Source organism: Candidatus Methylomirabilota bacterium, from assembly GCA_035936835.1.
Taxonomy (GTDB): domain Bacteria; phylum Methylomirabilota; class Methylomirabilia; order Rokubacteriales; family CSP1-6; genus AR37.
The window spans coordinates 1-17,136 of sequence record DASYVT010000223.1 but is presented as its reverse complement, the minus strand read 5'-3'; the positions used below and the strand labels follow the sequence as shown (position 1 = coordinate 17,136).

The 17,136-nt window shown below is 67.9% G+C and carries 26 protein-coding genes and 1 pseudogene; 25 read left to right on the top strand and 2 right to left on the bottom strand.

Annotated elements, in window-relative coordinates; genetic code table 11:
• The 7 genes from VGV06_20315 to VGV06_20285 form a co-directional block, all read left to right on the top strand.
• A partial coding sequence (locus VGV06_20315) for a hypothetical protein (GenBank protein ID HEV2057487.1) occupies positions 1-237 on the top strand: 237 nt, incomplete at its 5' end.
• On the top strand, positions 234-776 hold the full coding sequence (locus VGV06_20310) for a chromate transporter (GenBank protein ID HEV2057486.1): 543 nt from the start codon (positions 234-236) through the stop codon (positions 774-776). The genes VGV06_20315 and VGV06_20310, both read left to right, overlap by 4 nt.
• Positions 746-1,297, top strand: a complete 552-nt coding sequence (locus VGV06_20305) for a chromate transporter (GenBank protein ID HEV2057485.1) — start codon at positions 746-748, stop codon at positions 1,295-1,297. The genes VGV06_20310 and VGV06_20305 overlap by 31 nt, the downstream gene beginning before the upstream one ends.
• Positions 1,183-2,526, top strand: a complete 1,344-nt coding sequence (locus VGV06_20300; GenBank protein ID HEV2057484.1) for an MFS transporter — start codon at positions 1,183-1,185, stop codon at positions 2,524-2,526. Before VGV06_20305 ends, VGV06_20300 begins: the two co-directional genes overlap by 115 nt.
• A 118-nt stretch (positions 2,527-2,644) precedes the next feature.
• Entirely contained in the window at positions 2,645-2,785 is a 141-nt protein-coding gene (locus tag VGV06_20295; GenBank protein HEV2057483.1) for a hypothetical protein, read from the top strand.
• A 112-nt stretch (positions 2,786-2,897) separates the two neighbouring features.
• Complete coding sequence (locus VGV06_20290; GenBank protein HEV2057482.1) at positions 2,898-3,293, top strand: hypothetical protein; 396 nt, start codon at positions 2,898-2,900, stop codon at positions 3,291-3,293.
• Complete coding sequence (locus VGV06_20285; protein HEV2057481.1) at positions 3,290-3,685, top strand: hypothetical protein; 396 nt, start codon at positions 3,290-3,292, stop codon at positions 3,683-3,685. Before VGV06_20290 ends, VGV06_20285 begins: the two co-directional genes overlap by 4 nt.
• A gap of 114 nt (positions 3,686-3,799) precedes the next feature.
• Here VGV06_20285 and VGV06_20280 read toward each other — a convergent pair whose 3' ends face one another.
• Positions 3,800-4,621 (bottom strand): creatininase family protein, encoded by an 822-nt coding sequence (locus tag VGV06_20280; GenBank protein ID HEV2057480.1) that lies wholly within the window; start codon positions 4,619-4,621, stop codon positions 3,800-3,802.
• Between the two features lie 640 nt (positions 4,622-5,261).
• Between VGV06_20280 and VGV06_20275 the strand changes: the two are divergent.
• The 12 genes and pseudogenes from VGV06_20275 to VGV06_20220 all read left to right on the top strand — a co-directional run bounded on the left by VGV06_20275 (position 5,262) and on the right by VGV06_20220 (position 13,139).
• Positions 5,262-6,540, top strand: a pseudogene (locus VGV06_20275) (IS3 family transposase).
• 82 nt (positions 6,541-6,622) lie between these two features.
• Positions 6,623-7,714: an ABC transporter substrate-binding protein gene (locus tag VGV06_20270; GenBank protein HEV2057479.1), complete on the top strand. Its 1,092-nt coding sequence runs from the start codon at positions 6,623-6,625 to the stop codon at positions 7,712-7,714.
• A gap of 289 nt (positions 7,715-8,003) precedes the next feature.
• Positions 8,004-8,378, top strand: coding sequence for a hypothetical protein (locus VGV06_20265; GenBank protein ID HEV2057478.1), 375 nt, complete (start codon positions 8,004-8,006; stop codon positions 8,376-8,378).
• Positions 8,379-8,605: 227 nt separating this feature from the next.
• On the top strand, positions 8,606-9,253 hold the full coding sequence (locus VGV06_20260; GenBank protein ID HEV2057477.1) for a hypothetical protein: 648 nt from the start codon (positions 8,606-8,608) through the stop codon (positions 9,251-9,253).
• 10 nt (positions 9,254-9,263) lie between these two features.
• Positions 9,264-9,632, top strand: a complete 369-nt coding sequence (locus VGV06_20255; protein ID HEV2057476.1) for a hypothetical protein — start codon at positions 9,264-9,266, stop codon at positions 9,630-9,632.
• A gap of 293 nt (positions 9,633-9,925) precedes the next feature.
• Positions 9,926-10,195, top strand: a complete 270-nt coding sequence (gene fdxA / locus VGV06_20250; GenBank protein HEV2057475.1) for a ferredoxin — start codon at positions 9,926-9,928, stop codon at positions 10,193-10,195.
• A 77-nt stretch (positions 10,196-10,272) separates the two neighbouring features.
• Positions 10,273-10,455 carry a Rieske 2Fe-2S domain-containing protein gene (locus VGV06_20245; GenBank protein HEV2057474.1) on the top strand — a complete coding sequence of 61 codons (183 nt, stop codon included), beginning with the start codon at positions 10,273-10,275 and terminating at the stop codon, positions 10,453-10,455.
• A complete protein-coding gene (locus VGV06_20240; GenBank protein HEV2057473.1) occupies positions 10,452-10,580 on the top strand; it encodes a Rieske 2Fe-2S domain-containing protein in 129 nt (42 codons plus the stop codon). Before VGV06_20245 ends, VGV06_20240 begins: the two co-directional genes overlap by 4 nt.
• Before the next feature lie 152 nt (positions 10,581-10,732).
• Positions 10,733-11,515: a uroporphyrinogen-III synthase gene (locus VGV06_20235; protein ID HEV2057472.1), complete on the top strand. Its 783-nt coding sequence runs from the start codon at positions 10,733-10,735 to the stop codon at positions 11,513-11,515.
• Positions 11,516-11,674: 159 nt separating this feature from the next.
• Positions 11,675-12,295: a class I SAM-dependent methyltransferase gene (locus VGV06_20230; protein HEV2057471.1), complete on the top strand. Its 621-nt coding sequence runs from the start codon at positions 11,675-11,677 to the stop codon at positions 12,293-12,295.
• 9 nt (positions 12,296-12,304) lie between these two features.
• Complete coding sequence (locus VGV06_20225; protein HEV2057470.1) at positions 12,305-12,646, top strand: 4a-hydroxytetrahydrobiopterin dehydratase; 342 nt, start codon at positions 12,305-12,307, stop codon at positions 12,644-12,646.
• 133 nt (positions 12,647-12,779) lie between these two features.
• A complete protein-coding gene (locus VGV06_20220; protein HEV2057469.1) occupies positions 12,780-13,139 on the top strand; it encodes an aspartyl protease family protein in 360 nt (119 codons plus the stop codon).
• 8 nt (positions 13,140-13,147) lie between these two features.
• Here the strand turns inward: VGV06_20220 and VGV06_20215 are convergent, their stop codons facing one another.
• A complete protein-coding gene (locus VGV06_20215; protein ID HEV2057468.1) occupies positions 13,148-14,182 on the bottom strand; it encodes an alpha-hydroxy acid oxidase in 1,035 nt (344 codons plus the stop codon).
• Positions 14,183-14,310: 128 nt separating this feature from the next.
• On the opposite strand from VGV06_20215, the gene VGV06_20210 reads away from it, so the two are divergent.
• The 6 genes from VGV06_20210 to VGV06_20185 all read left to right on the top strand — a co-directional run.
• Positions 14,311-14,637, top strand: coding sequence for an NIPSNAP family protein (locus VGV06_20210; protein ID HEV2057467.1), 327 nt, complete (start codon positions 14,311-14,313; stop codon positions 14,635-14,637).
• A 6-nt stretch (positions 14,638-14,643) separates the two neighbouring features.
• Entirely contained in the window at positions 14,644-15,450 is an 807-nt protein-coding gene (locus VGV06_20205; GenBank protein HEV2057466.1) for a c-type cytochrome, read from the top strand.
• Between the two features lie 43 nt (positions 15,451-15,493).
• Positions 15,494-15,850 (top strand): type II secretion system protein GspG, encoded by a 357-nt coding sequence (locus VGV06_20200; protein HEV2057465.1) that lies wholly within the window; start codon positions 15,494-15,496, stop codon positions 15,848-15,850.
• 16 nt (positions 15,851-15,866) lie between these two features.
• Entirely contained in the window at positions 15,867-16,106 is a 240-nt protein-coding gene (locus tag VGV06_20195; protein ID HEV2057464.1) for a hypothetical protein, read from the top strand.
• On the top strand, positions 16,107-16,400 hold the full coding sequence (locus VGV06_20190) for a hypothetical protein (protein ID HEV2057463.1): 294 nt from the start codon (positions 16,107-16,109) through the stop codon (positions 16,398-16,400).
• 45 nt (positions 16,401-16,445) lie between these two features.
• The coding region (locus VGV06_20185; GenBank protein ID HEV2057462.1) for an alanine racemase at positions 16,446-17,136 on the top strand (691 nt) is incomplete at its 3' end.

The window sequence follows — 17,136 nt, the reverse complement described above, 5'->3', positions numbered from 1 at the left end:
CGCTACGGCGTGCTCGACATCCGCGCGTGGCAGATGCTGTACGCGATGCGCGGTGTGGACGCCAACCCGGCCGGCCGCGGCTTCACGGTGGGGCAGTGGCTCCGCTACCTGGAGACGCTCCGCTCGCACGCGCGGTGCCTGCGCGCGTCGGCGCGCGCGGTGGAGTACACGCTCTTCCTCTGCCACAGGAAGCGCCAGCGGGGACGCCTCTATGATCCGCCACGGAAGCGGCGGTGACGGGCCGCGTCCGGCTGTCCCAGATCCTGAAGGTGTTCGGCTGGATCGGGCTGACGAGCCTGGGCGGCGGGCGCAGCGTCTACTTCCACGCCGGGCTCGTGGGAAAGCGGCGGTGGATCACGAATCACGAGTTCATCCAGGACCTGACGCTCTCCCAGCTTCTGCCGGGCCCCAACTACTCCAACCTCGCGGTGGCCCTCGGCGTCAGGCTCGCGGGCTGGCGCGGCGGTCTCTGGGGCGCTGTCGCGCTCATCGTTCCGGGCGCGCTGATCCTGCTCGCGGTGGCGGCTCTTTACTTCCGGATAGGCTTCACGCCCAACGCCACCTCGGCCATGCACGGCACTGGCGCCGCCGTGGTCGGGCTCGTCTTCGTCACCACGGCGCGTATCATGCGCACCTCCATCCGGCGCGGCGGCGAGCTTTTCGTGGCGGGCGCGATTTTCCTGCTCGTGGGGCCGCTCCACATCCACACGGTCCTCGCGGTCCTGCTGGTGGCGCCGGTGTCGTTGTGGATCCATCGTCCGCGCCCGACATCGTGATGCTCGACCTCGCCCGGATGACATGGACATTCCTGTGGCTCAGCCTGATCTGCGTCGGCGGGGGCCTCGGCGTCGTCCCCGAGCTGGAGCGGCAGGTGGTGGACCGCCACCAGTGGGTCAGCGCGCGGGAGTTCCTGGACGGCTACACGCTCTCCCAGCTGACGCCGGGGCCCAGCATGCTGGTCGCCGTCTTCGTCGGCTACCGCGCCCACGGGCTTGCGGGCGCGCTGCTCGCGTGCACGGCGATGTTCCTGCCGGTCTCGATCCTCACGGCCATGATCGCGCGCCACTGGGAAACGCTCAGAGAACGTCCCTGGGCGCTCGCCGCCGAGCGCGCGCTGGCGCCGATCGGCATCGGGCTCATGGCGGCGGGCGTGTACACGCTGGCGCGCTCGGGCGTCCAGGACTGGGCGACGGGGGCGCTGGCGCTCCTGGCCGCCGTCGTCCTCTACGGCCGCTGGCTGCCTCCCATCGCGCTGATGCTCGCGGCCGGCTTCGTGGGCTGGCTCGCTGGTCTCTGAGCGGCCACATCGTTCCCCCGGCCGAGACGCGCGAGTTCCGCTGGTACCTCGGCGGCGTCGCCACCTGGTTCACCAGCTTCGGGATACAGAGCATCGTCTTCCCGTGGCTCGTCGCCGTCGTCCTCAAGGAGCCGGCCCAGCGCGTGGGCATCGCCCAGATGGCGATGATGGCGCCCGCCATCGTCTTCATGCTGCTGGGCGGCGCCGTGGCGGATCGCGCCGACTGTCGCCGCCTGCTGCTTCGCTACCACCTCCTGGCCGCGCTCGCGCCCCTCGCGCTGGCGGGCATCGTCTCTGCCGGGGCCCTCGGCTATCCCTCGCTCCTCGGCTACGGGATCGTCATGGGCACGTTGGGCGCCTTCGTGGTGCCCGCGCGCGACGCGCTCCTCACGCGCGTGGTGCGTCGAGGCCGGGAGCGCGCCATCGCCGTGACGTCGGCCGGCCAGTTCATCTGCCAGCTCGCCGGCATCGTCGTGGCGGGCTGGGCGGGGCGGATCGGGGCGCAGGCACTCCTCGTGGGCCAGGCCATCATCCTCGCCGCCGGCGCGGTCGCGGTCTCACGCCTCGCGCCCGCGCCCTCCGCCGCCGCGCACCGCCACGACGAGGGCCGGCTCGCGGCGATGCGGGACGGCCTGCGCGAGGTGGCGCGCTCCGAGCGCATCTTTCCGGTGATCGCGGCGATGCTGGCGGTAGGCGTCTTCTACGGCGGCGCGTTCGCGGTCATCCTGCCCCTGATCGTCCGCGACGTCTACGGCGGCGGCTCAGGCGAGCTGGCGCTGGTCAACACGTGCTTCTGGGGCGGGACGATCGCGTCCACCATGCTCCAGATCCGGCTGGGCGCCCTCCGCCGTCCCGGGCGCGCCGTGCTGCTCGCGATGGTCGGGGGCGCGCTCGTGCTCGGCGCGATGGCCGTGCCGGGGCCGCTCTGGGCCTTCGCGCTGATCTGCCTCGTCTGGGGAATCGGCGCCGGCGTGACGCTGACCCAGGGGCGCACCATCGCCCAGATCGAGGCACCAGAGAGCCACCGCGCCCGCGTGCTGGCCATCTTCCAGCTCGGCTTCGCCGGGGGCGCGCCCGTCGGCGCGCTCGGGATGGGCTACCTCGTGGCCCTCACCGGACCACGCACCGCGGCCATCTATCCGGCCGCGGGCATGGTCGTGGTGCTCACCTTCCTCTTCCTGCGCTCCGCCCTCTGGCGCCACACTTCCGCGGCTCTCCCCAGAGCATAGGGGACACCAAGGCCAATATTGGCTTTTGGGCGTTACTGGCCGCGGGCACGCCTGCTCTTCGCCGTATCGGATCTTCGACACTTGCGGGGCTCTCAACGCTCGTCCTAGAGTCGGGTCTATGGGATTGTTCCGCGTAAGGGGACGCCTGACTGGACCCACGGGCCGCAGCGAAGACGCTGACCTCCTGGTCGACACGGGAGCAACGCTGCTCGTCACCGTCGCGAAGCGCCTGATCCCCGTCGAGGGGTTCGTCGGCTGATGACGCCGTAAGCCGCGATCCCGGCACACCCTGTCGACGCTCGTTTGGCCCTTGGCGCTACGCATTTTGGCCGAATTCTAGCTCGCCAGCCGGCGCGTAGTCCCTCATCTTTATGATCTCAGTCGCGGAACTCGACAACATCGCTCGTGCCCGAATCGAGGACGCCACGGCGCTCCTCACGGCCGGCCGATTTGACGGCGCCACCTATCTTTGCGGCTACGCCGTCGAGGTGGCGCTCAAGGCTCGGATCTGCCGGACTCTCGACTGGACAGAGTTTCCCAGCACTGGCAGCCAGTTCCAGGCCTACAGAAGCTTCCAGACCCACGACCTTGACGTCCTGCTGCGCCTGTCAGGGCAGGGCCCGCGGATCATGCAGAACCACTTTCCGCTCTGGAACGCCGTGGCCAGGTGGACGGTCGAGTCGCGATACAATGCTGTCGGGGTGGTGCAGCAACCTGGCGCAATGGCGATGATTCAGGCAGCCGAGGAGATGGTGGCGATTCTATGACAACAGCCGAGCTCACAGAGAAGTTCACCGAACTCGAAGCGCACATTGCCGAGGAGAGGGGGCCCTTCGCGCTCTTCGCCCTCTTCATGCGCGAAGGGGCTCCCAATTGTTGGGACTTGATCGTTTCTGCTCCGTGGGCCGGAGATGACACGCAAAGCGTCGTCGACTACTTCGTCAGCCAGATCAAGTCACGACTGGGCGCGCAGGTTTTGACCAGCCTCTCGCGGATCGTCGTCATCAACCCCCAGGACCCCGGCGTTCAGGCCCTCAACCGTGCGATGCCGATCGAGCATGGCCGGGTGGAAGTGAGAGACAGCGACTTCTTTGGCCAGACCATCAAGCACGCGTACATCATCACATCACAGCGGCCTCAAGCACCGGCGGCGGCGTAGCAGCCGAACAAGCGCCTGGAGCGGACCGGCGCCAAACTCTTCCCACCATGCGAGGGCCCGAAGCGCCGGCCGCTCAGCCGTGCGTTAGCAGCTGGCCCCATAGTCCGCTCACGTTCAGCCACGGGCCTTGCGGTTGGCTCTCCGCGCTGGGTGCCAACTCTGGAGCGCGGAGATCAGATCCTGCGAGATCAATCGGGCCCGGAGCTTGAGGGCGGCGCGGCCGGTCTCGGCGCGCGCCGCCGCCGGCCAGCCGAAGTATCCCCGGCCTTTCGGGTTCATCTTTCTGAATGTGGTGCGACCCTCAGCCAGCGCGCGCTTCACATCCACCCAGGCGGGCGGCAGTCGGCGCGCGAGGGCGCGACGAACGAGTCGAGGCCGAACAGCCAGCACCGTGGCCGTCTCGAGCTCGCCCGAGTGCCACTCTCGGTTCGGCCGCGGACTCCGGAGCAGCGCCGTGATGCGGGGATTGACCATGGTCGCATTCGAGCGGCCCGGTGCGAAACCGGCGAAGAGCACCTGCACCCGGCCGCGCCTTTCGGCAGAGCGCTTGATGAGGGCCATGGCCCGGAGGTGCCCTGGATCCGCCTGATAGTTGGTGAGCACGAACCGCCGGAAGCCGTGGCGGGCGAGACCGCGAATGATTTCCCCCACCACCCGCCGCAGCGTCCCGATCGAGAGCGACACCGTGCCGCTCCAATCCTCGGCGAGCGGGCTCGCGCCGTAGGGCATCGACGGCACGAGCACGGGTCGCCAGCCCGCGCGCCGCAGGTAGGGCGCGACCACCCGCGCCAGCTCCTCCGCGCCCAGCAAGTCCACGAGCAGCGGGAGGTGCGGACCATGCTCTTCGATGGCGCCCAGCGGAAACATGATCACCGCCTTCGGATCACGGGCGAGCCTGGCGGCTTCCTCGTAGGTACGCTCGGAGAGCCGAATCATCGGCGGTCCGTCACTCCGACGCTCGCTCCGGCCCCGACGCCACGCAATTCACGCGGACCCCGTCGCGGCCATCGCTAGGGCGTCAAGGGTGAAAATCCGAGACAGCGTCTCAGATTTGTTCGACAGCGTCGAGCGAATGTTCAAGGCAGATTCGCCAGACACTGTCTGGCGAATCTTGTCCGGCGGGAACGCCACGTCGAACTGGAGCATGTATTGCAGATTCTGAAGAAGGGGCACGACTTGCCTCCGGCAAGTGTCAGCTTCGTTCATGCCCGGCGCCAGCCTTGCCTCCGCACGGATGTAGCTGCTGTCACAGCGGTGAGAATGCCACAAGTCACCAGCGGCGATCCTGCTCTTCACCGTATCGTTGCTGCGACACTTGCGAGGCTCTCAGCGCTCGGCGTAGAGTCGGAGCCATGGGACTGTTCCGCGTGAGGGGACGCCTGAGCACGAGTCACTGCCCACGGCGCTCGAGACTGAATTGACGGTCTATCCGAAGCCGCCGGCAAGATGGAGCATAGGAAACAAAAAGGCTCTTATCGGCTCCGGACCTCAGTGGGCGTCGCCCTCTCTGCCAACGTGAGTGAGACAGTAACCCCCTGGGAGTTTAATGTCGAGGGCGAGACAGGATCGGAGGCCGATGAGCACCCTGGAGCGGGCTCGCGGTGGGGCAGAGATCGAAGTGGCGGCGAAGGCGACGCGGCGGCGGTTCCCCCTGGAGTACAAGCGGAAGATCGTCCGGGAGGCCGACGGGTGTAAGACCCCCGGGGCGGTCGGGGCGCTCCTGCGTCGGGAGGGCCTGTACTCGTCGCATCTGACGACCTGGCGGGCGGCCCGGGAGCGCGGGGAGCTGGCCGGGTTGGGTCCGAAGAAGCGCGGGCCCGTGGCCCGAGTGCCGGACCCGCGGGACAAGCGGATGGCCGAGCTGGAGCGCGAGAGCGTGCGCTGGCGGCAGCGTGCTGCGCGCGACCTACTACCGTCGGCGGCGGCCCCAGTGTCCCTCGCCGCGGCGCGGGCGACCACCCCGGGCGCTCAGCGCCGGCGAGCCCGCCGCCGTCCTCGCCCGCTTGCACGAACCACGGTTCATGGATCTCGCCCCGGCCGAGGTCTACGCCACGGTGCTGGACGAGGGACACTATCTCTGCTCTGAACGCACGATGTACCGCGTCCTCGCGGAGCACCAGGAGGTGCGCGAGCGGCGGAACCAGCTCCGGCATCCCTGCTACACGGTCCCGGAGCTGCTGGCCCGCCGGCCCAACGAGCTGTGGAGTTGGGACATCACGAAGCTGCTCGGGCCGGCGAAGTGGACGTACTTCTACTTGTACGTCATGCTCGATGTCTTCAGCCGCTACGTCGTCGGCTGGATGGTAGCCCACCGGGAGAGCGCGACGCTCGCCGAGCAGTTCATCCACGAGACGTGCGCCCGCCAGGGGATCGGCCGCGAACAGCTGACGATCCACGCCGACCGTGGCTCGGCCATGACGTCCAAGTCCGTCGCCTTCCTGCTGGCCGACCTGGGGATCACGAAAACGCGCAGCCGGCCCCACGTGTCCAACGACAACCCGTTCTCCGAGGCCCAGTTCAAGACCCTGAAGTACCGGCCGGCGTTCCCGGGGCGGTTTGGTTCGATCCAAGACGCCCGGGCCCACTGCCACGTCTTCTTTCCGTGGTACAACACCGAACATCATCACACCAGCCTTGGGCTGCTGACGCCCTACGTCGTGCACCACGGCCTCGCCGAGCAGCGGGTGGCGGCACGGGCGGCTGTGCTGGCCACAGCCTATGGTGCGCACCCCGAACGCTTCCCCGGTGGCCCCCCCCAACCGCCAGCGCTCCCCACGGACGTCTGGATCAATCCCCCCGCGACCGGCGCCACCGAAATCGCGCCCGACGGGCGGTCTGGAGTAGAGCTATGCTGAGGCGTCACCGACCCTGACCCAGAGGGGAGAGTATGACGGATCGGAAATCCTGGCCTCAACAGCATCGCGAGATCGAGAGAAGGTGAGGCCGACCGTGGTGGGAGCACCGACGGGCTCGGCATCCGGTAGGTGGATGGTCCTTTCCCCCGCCGTTGTGCTTGCTCTCGCCCTCATCCTCTCGGGTCCTCGGCTCACCGCCGAGGCGCAGCGCGCGACAAGGACGGCGACGGTCGTGTTTCTTTCGGATATCACTCCGATACCCGATCGACCCTACCTCGAGGCGTTTCGCGAGGGACTGCGCGAGCTCGGCTGGGTGGCCGGACAGAACCTGCACGTTGAATACCGGCATGCATCGAGGTCGGAGCAGCGACCCGAGATCGCCGCGGAGATCGTCAAGCTTGCGCCCGATGTCATCGTCGCCCCGGCAGCGGCCGCCTTCGCCTTTGGTCCGATTCCCTCCCATGCTGGCGAGCGAATCAGCAACTGGTCCCCGATCCGAACGATCCCGATCGTTTTCGCCGGAGTCTCTGACCCGGTCGCTGCGGGCATGGTGCAGAGCAGGCAGCGACCCGGCGGGACCATGACTGGCATCGCCTTGCTCAGTATCGAGCTCAACCCCAAGCGACTGGAACTCCTCAAGGAGGCCCTCCCGGCCGCCGCGCGCATCGGCGTGCTCGTCCCCTCGAACCACCCGCTTCGCGATCGGATGGTGACTGACGTCGAGGCCGCCGCGCGAGGGCTGAAGGTCAAGCTCCAGCTCGTCGAGATCTCGGGCGCCGACCCGGTCGAGAGGATCGCCGAGCAGATCGACCAGGCCTTCGAGACCATGGCCCGAGAACGGGTGCAGGCCGTGCTCGGGCTGCAGGGGCCCCACTACTACCGCGAGCGCAAGCGGATCGTCGAACTGTCTCTCAAGCACCGGCTGCCCGGCATCTTTGAGATTGGCGAGTATGCTGAGGCTGGCTGTCTGATGGCGTACGCACCGAACGTAACGGACATCTTCCGGTATACCGCGATCTATGTTGACAAGATCCTCAAGGGGGCCAAAGCCGCGGACCTGCCCGTGGACCGACCACGGAAGCTTGAGTTCGTCGTGAACATGAGGACTGCCAAGGCCCTCGGTCTGACGATTCCCCCGGCACTTCTCTTGCGAGCGGATCGGGTAATTGAGTGATGCACCAGCGCGCCCAGGCAACAATCCTCATGCGGACAGAGTAGGCGGCACGCCCTTGGCCAGTCCGTGGAGAAGGCATGAAGGGTCCTTGCTTTGGTTCGGGGCGGGATACCTGCCGACGAGCGGCCGACCAAGTTTAAGCTGGTGATTAATCTGAGGACAGCCAGGACCCTGGGCGTAACCGTCCCACCGTCACTGGTCCTGCGGGCGAGCGAGGTGATCCAGTAGCCACGGCGGGTGCGGCCGAGGCGGAGTGGCGACGTGACCCTTTTGCTGAGGAGGAATCGCGATGAACGTCATGCGGTCGCTATTGATCGGCCTTCTGGTGTTGATGAGCGGCTGTGCCAGCGCGCCACCCGCAGCACCGACGGTGAACGTGACCGGGACTTGGGTAGGAACCTGGGAGAGTACGAATCGTCCTCTGGGCGGTCAAGTTCAGATGGTACTCGAGCAAAAGGATGCCGACGTGACGGGGCGCATCAACCTGGTCACACCGGCCCGCAACGTGATCGGTCCGGTCGGCGGCTCCGTCTCCGGGGATGAGTATCGGCTTACCGTTCCGAGCGGTATGATCAGCGGGTATCTGACAGTCAAGGACGATGCTATGACCGGCATCGTGAATAGCGCCACCCCGCTCAGGTTCAACCTCATGCGGACAAAGTAAGTTAGACTCTAAACTCATGCCCTGGCTGTCTCATTCTCATTGACAGGTTCCGTCGGCGCTCCCGCTTTTCACCGAATCGTTGCTGAGACACTTGGAAGGGCCGAGCCCCTGCTCCGGTGAACCTACGCAGGGGCTCGGGGCGGAAGCCTAGAGCCCGGCCCCGGCCGGCCAGGTCCCGGCCGGGGACACGCCCGCGATGGCGGCGGGGATCAGACTAAGCTAAACTGGTGAGCCCACCGTCTCATTCCTATTGGCAGGCTCTGCCGCGCGCAGAGCTGGACGGCGAAACCGTGGTGGTCGGCGTCGCCGCGATGTATGGTCTGTCGACCCAGGAGGAAAGCCATGTCGCAGACGTCGCTCACAGAGCTGCTGAGCCTCACCTCAGCCCCGGTGGCCATCACGTTCGTCGACGCGCCGCCGCCGGGGAGGTGTTCCTCACCGTCGCCGACGATCACAAGCGCTGCCTGGTGGGGGCGCACACGCACAACGTGACGCTCTCGCCGGCGGAAAAGCAGGAGATGATGGGCCTGGTGCAAACGATGGTGCGTCTTTCGTACCTCAAGATGGAGGATGTGCCGCAGATCCCGACGCGCAAGACGGCGCTGCAGGTGGCGGGCGTGGCCGGCACCGGGGCAACCATGGGGCGGCCCACCTGCGCCGTGCTGCCGGAGGCGATCAACTCGGCGCGCACCGCCGCAAGCTTCGGCTGCATCGGCAACCGCGTCTACACCGGCGCCGACGACACTGAGGCCTACTTCGCCATCCCCGGCCTGCAACTCGGCGCCGTCGAGGAGAAGCTGGCGGTGATCGTACGCGCCAACCAGGAGATGGAGAAGTTCCACCGAGGGCGCGCCGCCGCGACGCCGACGGCGTAGGAGGACGAGCGTGAACAATTATCCACTGCTCATCGAGTTCGTTCCCGGTACCCGCATCAGCCGCGAACCGGAGGTCGTGTCGAAGCTGCCGATCCTGCAGAACGGTCCCCCTGGAACGTCTGTCGTCTTCGGAGACGGAGCACAGGTGCCCCTGCCAACCGATCAGATCGTCTTCGCCGACGATGGCGGTGGCGCCGCCCATGTGGGTTTCGGCGGAATGAGCTTCGAGGGAATGGAAGGCGGCCAGCTGGTCTTCTTGCGGGTTCGCGACCTCCAGCCCGAGGAGCTACTGTCCCCCCAGCGTGGTCGAAGGATGACGCTAGAGCCGCGCATGGTCGCCTCCATTGCGGTTGACGGGCGAGTCGTGTGGCCGCAGTGACTGGCCGAGCACCGGGTGGCCGAGCGAGCGACCGTGCTCGCCGCGGCGTACGCGGCACATCCCGCGCGGTTTCCCGTCGGCCCACCGAAGCCGGCGGCGGCGCCAACCGAGGTCTGGATCGATTCCCCCAGGACCCGAGCAATCGAGGAGGCGCTCACACACTAAACTCGTGACCCGCGGTCTCATTCTCGTTGACAGGTTCCGGGCGGCTTGCCTACGGCAGGCTCGCGGAGGACAGGGCTGGCTTCGCGGACGCCTGAGGGAGCCGCAGAGCAGGGGGAGGGAAGATCACCATGGCGTACGTCATCGCGGAGCCGTGCATCAACGTCAAGGACAAGGCCTGTGTCGAGGTCTGCCCGGTCGACTGCATTTACGAGGGGCCGGAGATGCTCTACATCCACCCGGATGAGTGCATCGACTGCGGCGCCTGCGAGCCGGTGTGCCCGGTGAAGGCGATCTTCGCCGAGGACGAGACGCCGACCAACTGGAAGAACTTCATCGAGGTGAACAAGCAGTTCTTCGTCGACAACCCCGCGGTCAAGCCTTGCACGACGAAGAACTGAGGCTGGCGAACCCCGGGGGAAAGCGGCTGAAGGAAGGAGCGGTCGAAGACTGAACCGACCCAGAGGAGGAAGGGGCGATGCCCAAATTCATGAAGGTGGCCACGACCGATGAGGTGGAAGACCAGCAGGCCAAGCTGGTCGAAGTGGAAGGCCAGAAGATCGCCCTCTTTCGCGTGGGAGAAGCGTTCCACGCGCTGAGCGATACGTGCACGCATCGAGGAGGCCGCTGTCCGAAGGGACGGTCGAGGGAGCCGAAGTGACATGCCCCTGGCACGGGGCGAGGTTCGACATCAAGACCGGGGCTGTCATGGGGCCGCCGGCGGGACGAGAGGTCAGGAGCTACCCGGTGCGGGTCACCGGCGCCGACATCGAGATCGAAGTGTGAAGCGGCCGGAGGGCGAGGATCGCTTTGCGTTTCGGCGGGTCGAGGATGGCACCCTGGTGCTCGTCGGGCTCGGGGAGTCTTAGACAGGTGCCATGCCTCACGCGTTGAACGGGCTGCGGGTAGTCAGCTTCGAGAGCCGCCGGTCGGCGGAGATGGCTGAACTGATCCGCAACTACGGCGGCGAGCCGATCCAGGCGCCGTCCATGCGCGAGGTCCCGCTGACCGACCAGCGCGAAGCGCTCGCGTTCGGCGAGACACTTCTCGCCGGCGACTGGGACGTGCTGATGCTGCTGACCGGTGTCGGCACGCGGATGTTGATCGCCGCGTGCGCGACGCGCTGGCCGAAGGACGAGGTGGTGAAGGCGCTGGGACGGCTCACACTGGTCTGCCGCGGGCCCAAACCAATCGCCGCGCTCAAGGAGGTTGGCCTCGCGCCGGCGCTCGCGGTGCCCGAGCCGAATACCTGGCGCGACCTGCTTTCGGCGCTGGACCTCAAGCTCCCGGTCGCGGGAAAGCGCGTCGCCGTTCAGGAGTACGGCGCGCGCAACGAAGAGCTGCTGGTCGGGCTACGGCAGCGCGGAGCCCGCGTCACGGCGGTCCCGGTGTACGGGTGGGCGCTGCCCGAGGACATGGGCCCACTGAGGGCCGCCATCGATCGGCTGGCGGCGGGCGACGTGGAGGTGGCGCTATTCACCAGCGCCAACCAGGTGGACAACGTGTTCCGCGTGGCGGCCGAGATGGGGCGCGCAGACGCGCTTCGTGAGGCGCTCCGCGGCAGAACGGTGGTCGTGTCGATCGGTCCCATCACTACACAAGCGCTCCAGGGGCACGGCATCCAGCCCGACCTACACCCCGAGCACCCGAAGATGGGACATCTGCTGATCGCGGTTGCGCGGGAGGCGGACACCCTCCTGCGGCGCAAGCGAGGCGGCTAGAGTGGCCGGCACTTGCTCTGTCGCGCCCGGCTCGCTGGAGCGCTGCAGGAAGGAATATTTCCGGTGCCCGCACGAGAACCGCGACGGACATCGTTTCTGCGCGAGTGTGGTGCCTTCCTGGCGCTCGCGCGCCCGCTCCGCCAGAGGGTGAGTACCGCGATGCGAAGCCCGTGGGCCCAAGAATATGCGAGGACTCCGAGGACATACATCTGGGGAACTGCCCCCTCGCGGCTGGCCAAGGAGGTCGGCGCGCTCCTGCCGCCTGGCGCGCGAGTGCTCGACCTCGGTTGCGGCGAAGGGCGAGACAGCGTCTTCTTCGCGAGCCAGGGTTGCGACGTGACGGCGGTGGATGCGTCCCGGGCGGGGCTCCGCAAGGCGGAACGGCTGGCGCGTGAGAAGGGGGTTACGGTCCGTTGGATCCCGGGCGGTATGTCCCGCGTCAAGGTGGACGGTCCCTTCGATCTCATTTACTCCTGCGGGTCCATCCACTACGTGCCCCGCCGTGAGCGAGCGCGACTCTTTGGACGGCTCAAGGCGCTAACGCGCCCAGGTGGCCGCCATGCCCACATCGTCTTCACCAACCGAGTCGTCTACGTCGAGAAGGGCGAAGTCGTGGACCACTTTGCGCCCAGGGAGCTCGCCGCTGCCTACGCTGACTGGACCGTTGTCCGGCAAGCGGACCGGCTGATCTCCTGCGCCCAGGATGGCCGCCCGCATCGCCACAGCGTGGAAGAGTTCGTCGCGATGGCAGTCGAGCCCTCACAGACGGCGAGGGACTGAGATGCACGCGTGAGCAGCCTGGCCAGAGAACGGTGCGTCGCCTGCCGCCGCGACTCGCCGCGGGTGACCGAGGCAGAGATCGCGGAACTCAAGCCTCAGATCCCCGAATGGGAACTGGTCGAGCGCGAAGGTGTCCAGCGCTTGGAGCGGGTGTTCCGCTTCGCAAGCTTTGCCGACGCTCTGACCTTCACCAATCACGTTGGCTCCCTCGCCGAGGAGGAAGGCCACCACCCAACCCTACTGACCGAATGGGGGAGGGTGACGGTGACGTGGTGGACCCACAAGATCCACGCGCTTCACAGGAACGACTTCATCATGGCGGCGAAGACCGACGCATTGCTCAAGGGATGATCACGCGAGGAGCATAGGAACGACAAAGGCCCTTATCGGCTCCGGACCTCAGTGGGCGTGGGTGCTCCCGCTTTTCACCGTATCGTTGCTGAAACACTTGCGGGGTCGCCGCGCTGAACCTAGAGTCGAGGCTATGGGACTGTTCCGCGTGAGGGGACGCCTGACCGGACCCACGGGACGCAGCGAAGACGCCGAGCTCCTGGTCGACACTGGCGCAACGCTCCTCGTCGTCCCGCGATCGCTGGCCGAGCGGCTGGAACTGGCGGTCCGGCGCTCGCAGCAGGTGTTGATCGCCAGGGGCCAGCGGGCCGATTGGCCCGTGGCCGAAGTGAGCCTGTCCCTCGATGGCCCGGGCGTCACCATGCCTTGCTTCATCGCGCCCGACGGCCCCGCGCTGCTGGGCGCTGTCGCGCTCGAGAGCCTCTTCCTGGCGGTGGACCCTGTCGCGAAGCGCCTGATTCCCGTCGAGGGGTTCGTCGGCGCAGCGCCGTAGGCCGCGCGTCAGTCCACGCGGAAGACCAAGTCTCGTTCCAGGTTCTTGACGCTCGTCTGGCCCGAGAGCGCCATCGTCGTGCGGAGCTCGCGGCGCAGGATGTCGAGCGCGCAGGCGACGCCCGCGGCGCCGTCGGCAGCAAGTCCCCACAGCACCGTGCGTCCCACCGCGACGACCGTCGCGCCGAGCGCCAAGCCCTTCAGCACCGCCGTACCGCGGGTGAAGCCGCCGTCCACCACGATGGCGGCGGCGCCCGCAACGGCGTCCACGATCGGCGGCAGGGCGTCGATCGAGCCCTGGGTGTGGTCGAGCTGGCGGCCGCCGTGGTTCGATACCCAGACGATGTCCACGCCGGCCTCGACGGCGCGCTTGGCGTCGCGCGCGGTCATGATGCCCTTGATCCCGATGGGCAGGCGTGTGGTCTGCTTGAGCCACGCCACGTCATCCCAGGTCAGGCGCTCCGGGTAGCTGCCGTCGGGGCCACGCGGGTTGGGCGCATGCGACATCGCGTCGCGCGGGCTGAAGCGGTGGACGATGTCGCGCTCGCGCCTGCCGTAGACCTGGACGTCCACGGTGAGGACCACGGACTGATAGCCCGAGGCCTCGACGCGCGCGAGGAGATCGGCCGCCCACGCGCGGTCGCCGTGGTGGTAGAGCTGGAACATCTTCGGGCCCGGGCTCGCCTTGGCGACGTCCTCCACCGACCAGCCCGCCGCGCCCGAGAGGAACTGCAGCGTGTCGCCCTGCGCGGCGCCGCGGGCCATCTCGCGGTCGCCTTCCGGATGGAAGAGGATGAGCCCGCCCATGGGCGCGATCACCACGGGCCACGACAGCGGCAGGCCCAGCAGGGATGTGCGGAGGTCGATTTCGCGGACGTCCACCAGGATGTCCTGGCGGATGGCGAGGCGGTCGATGGCGCGCCGGTTGCGGCGCAGCGTGGTCTCGCTCTCGGCGGCGCCGTCGCCGAAGTTCCACGCGTCTCTCGGCAGGACCTTCTTGGCGTGCTTCCGGATCTCGGGCAGGGTGACGAATTTGTCGGCCATGGCCCAGTACCATAATGCTTTTGGGCCTCCAAAGTAAATGGGGACGCAAATGAGCAATTGACAGCGAACGGGCCCGCGTCTAGATTCGGGCCTGCCGCGCACACCCTACCGACAAGGAGACTACCGCCATGCTCTACGAGCTCCGCACCTACTACGCCATGCCCGGACGCCTGCCCGACATCAGCCGCCGCTTCGCGGACATCACGATGGGCTACTTCAAGCAGTACGGCATCCAGGTCGTCGGCTTCTGGACCAACGAGCTGGGCGGCTCGTCCGAGCAGCTGATCTACATGCTGGGCTGGGACAGCCTCGCCGACCGCGAGAAGAAGTGGACGGCCTTCGTCGCCGACAAGGAACGCCTCGCGAAATTCGCCGAGACCGAGAAGAACGGGCCGCTCATCAGCCGGCTCACGGCGCAGATCCTCAAACCGACGGCGTACTCGCCTATGCAGTAGACGGCCGTGCGCGTTAGCATAGTTCTCGTTGCCCTCCTGCTCCTGGCATCCGCCGGCGCCGCTCGCGCCGCCGACGCGCCCTGGGCACCTCCGGCCACGGACACCATCGCGGCCGACCCCCTTGGCGACGCCATCTCGTTTGGCCAGAGGATAGCCGAGCAGACCTCCGCCTCCGTCAAGGCGAACGTCGGCGCGGGGCTCTCGTGCACGAGCTGTCACCTCCAGGGCGCCCGCGCGCCGAACGCCTCGCCGTGGGTCGGACTCTGGGGCGTCTATCCCGAGTACGACCCGCGGAGTGGGCAGGTGATCACGCTCTCCGACCGCATCAACGAGTGCTTCCGCCGCTCGATGAACGGCAAGCCCCTGCGGCTCGACTCGGGCGCGATGCGCGGCCTCCTCTCCTTCATCTGGTGGCTGTCGAAGGACGTGCCAACGGGTGTGTCCGTGACAGGCCGCGGATTCAAGAGCATCGAGGCGCCTCACGCGGCCGATCCCGTGAAGGGCCGGACGCTGTACACCGAGAGATGCGCGGCATGCCACGGCGCCTCGGGGCAGGGGGTGACGGGCGCGGGCGGGCAGGTGGTGTTCCCGGCGCTCTGGGGATCGAGCTCCTTTAATATCGGCGCCGGCATGGCTCGCCTCGACACGGCCGCGGCCTTCGTCAAGGCCAAGATGCCGCTGGGCGGCGTTCCGCTCACCGCCCAGGAGGCATACGACGTCGCCGCCTACTTCACGCGGCAGCCGCGACCCGACTTCAAGGCGAAGAAGGGCGACTGGCCCAACGGAGACAAGCCCAAGGATGCCCGGTACTAGGCCCGGTACTAGCATCGTTGGGTGCTCTGGCATAATGGCGCCCATGGTGAGAGCGGCGGTCGTGGCGGTCGCGCTGATGGCACTTGCGCTGCCGGCGTGCCAGAGAGAGCAGAAAGGCATCAGCGAGGACCTGCCCGCCGCGCGCGCTACCAAGGCGCGCGCCGACGCCCAGGCCATCGCGAGCGCCATCCGCCAGTACCAGGCGACCTTCGGGGTGCTGCCCGGGTCCATCGAGGATCTGACCGAGGCGCGGACGGCCGGGGGCGTCACCGGCGGGCCGTTCCTGGCGAGGGTGCCGACGCCGCCCGCCGGCTTTACGTCGTACCAGTACGCCAAGCAGGGCGACGTCAACTTCACCATCAGCTCGTCGGCCGGCGCCGTCACGGTCACGGCGCCCTAACGCCGCCCTGCGCGCCATGCCACGACTGCCGCTCCTCGACCCGGCCGCGCTCTCGCCCGAGCTCCGCGCGATGCTCGAGAAGTGGCAGGCCGACGGCGGCGATCCGAACTTCATCCTGACGCTCGCCAGGCTGCCGGGGACGCTCGCGCGCTTCGTCGCCTTCTACTCGCCGCTGGTGCGGAAGGGGCTCGTCGAGCACCGCACGAAGGAGCTCGCGCGGCTTCGCCTGGCGCAGCTCAACGAGTGCGACTATTGAATGACCACGCGCTACGCCTTGGGAAGGCGCGAGGGCATCACCGAGGAGCTGGTGGCGGCGCTCCGCGACTACGAGCGCGGACCTTTCTCCGAGCGCGAGAAGGCCGCGCTCCGCTACGCCGACCGGCTCTTCGCCGACCACCACGCCGTGGACGACACGCAGTGGGAGCAACTCCGCGCCAGTTTCACCGAAGACGAGCTCCTCGAGCTGACGTGGGTCCTCGCCGAGTTCATCGCGCTCGGCAAGGTCATCTACGTTCTCGGCATCCGGCACGGCGGCCACGCGCATGTCTGAGAGCGCCCGCCCCGCCGCCCACCCTCACCGACGGGAGAGCCGCGCATGAACGCCGTCAGCGACCTCGACACGCCCGCCGTCACCGTCCGCCTCGACATCATGGAAGACAACATCCGCCGGGTGCAGGCGCACCTGGCGAAGCACGGCATCGGCAACCGCCCGCACATCAAGACCCACAAGATCCCCGCCATCGGAAAGCTCCAGATGCAGGCGGGCGCCATGGGCATCACCTGCCAGAAGATCGGCGAGGTCGAGGTCTTCGTGGACGCGGGCGTGGCGGATGACATCCTGCTGACCTACAACATCCTCGGCCGCGCCAAGACCGACCGCCTGATGGCGCTCATCAAGCGGGCGCCCGCGCTGACAGTGGTCCTCGACAATGATGTCGTTGCGCGGGAGCTCAGCGAGGCGGGCGTCCGCCACGGCCTCGACGTGCGCTTCCTGGTCGAGTGCGACACGGGCTTCGGCCGCACGGGCGTCCAGACTCCCGAGGCCGCGTTCGACCTGGCGCGCCTGGTCGCGCGCCTGCCCAAGATGCAGTTCCGCGGTCTCATGACCTTTCCCAACCGCGAGCCCACGACGCGCGAGTTCTTCGCCCACGCGCTCGGCCTCTTCAAGGGCGCGGGCATCCCGGTGCCCGTCGTCTCAGGCGGCGGGACACCAGGCATCTTCACGGCGCAGAACTTTCCCATGCTGACCGAGCATCGCGCGGGCACCTGCGTCTTCAACGACGCCA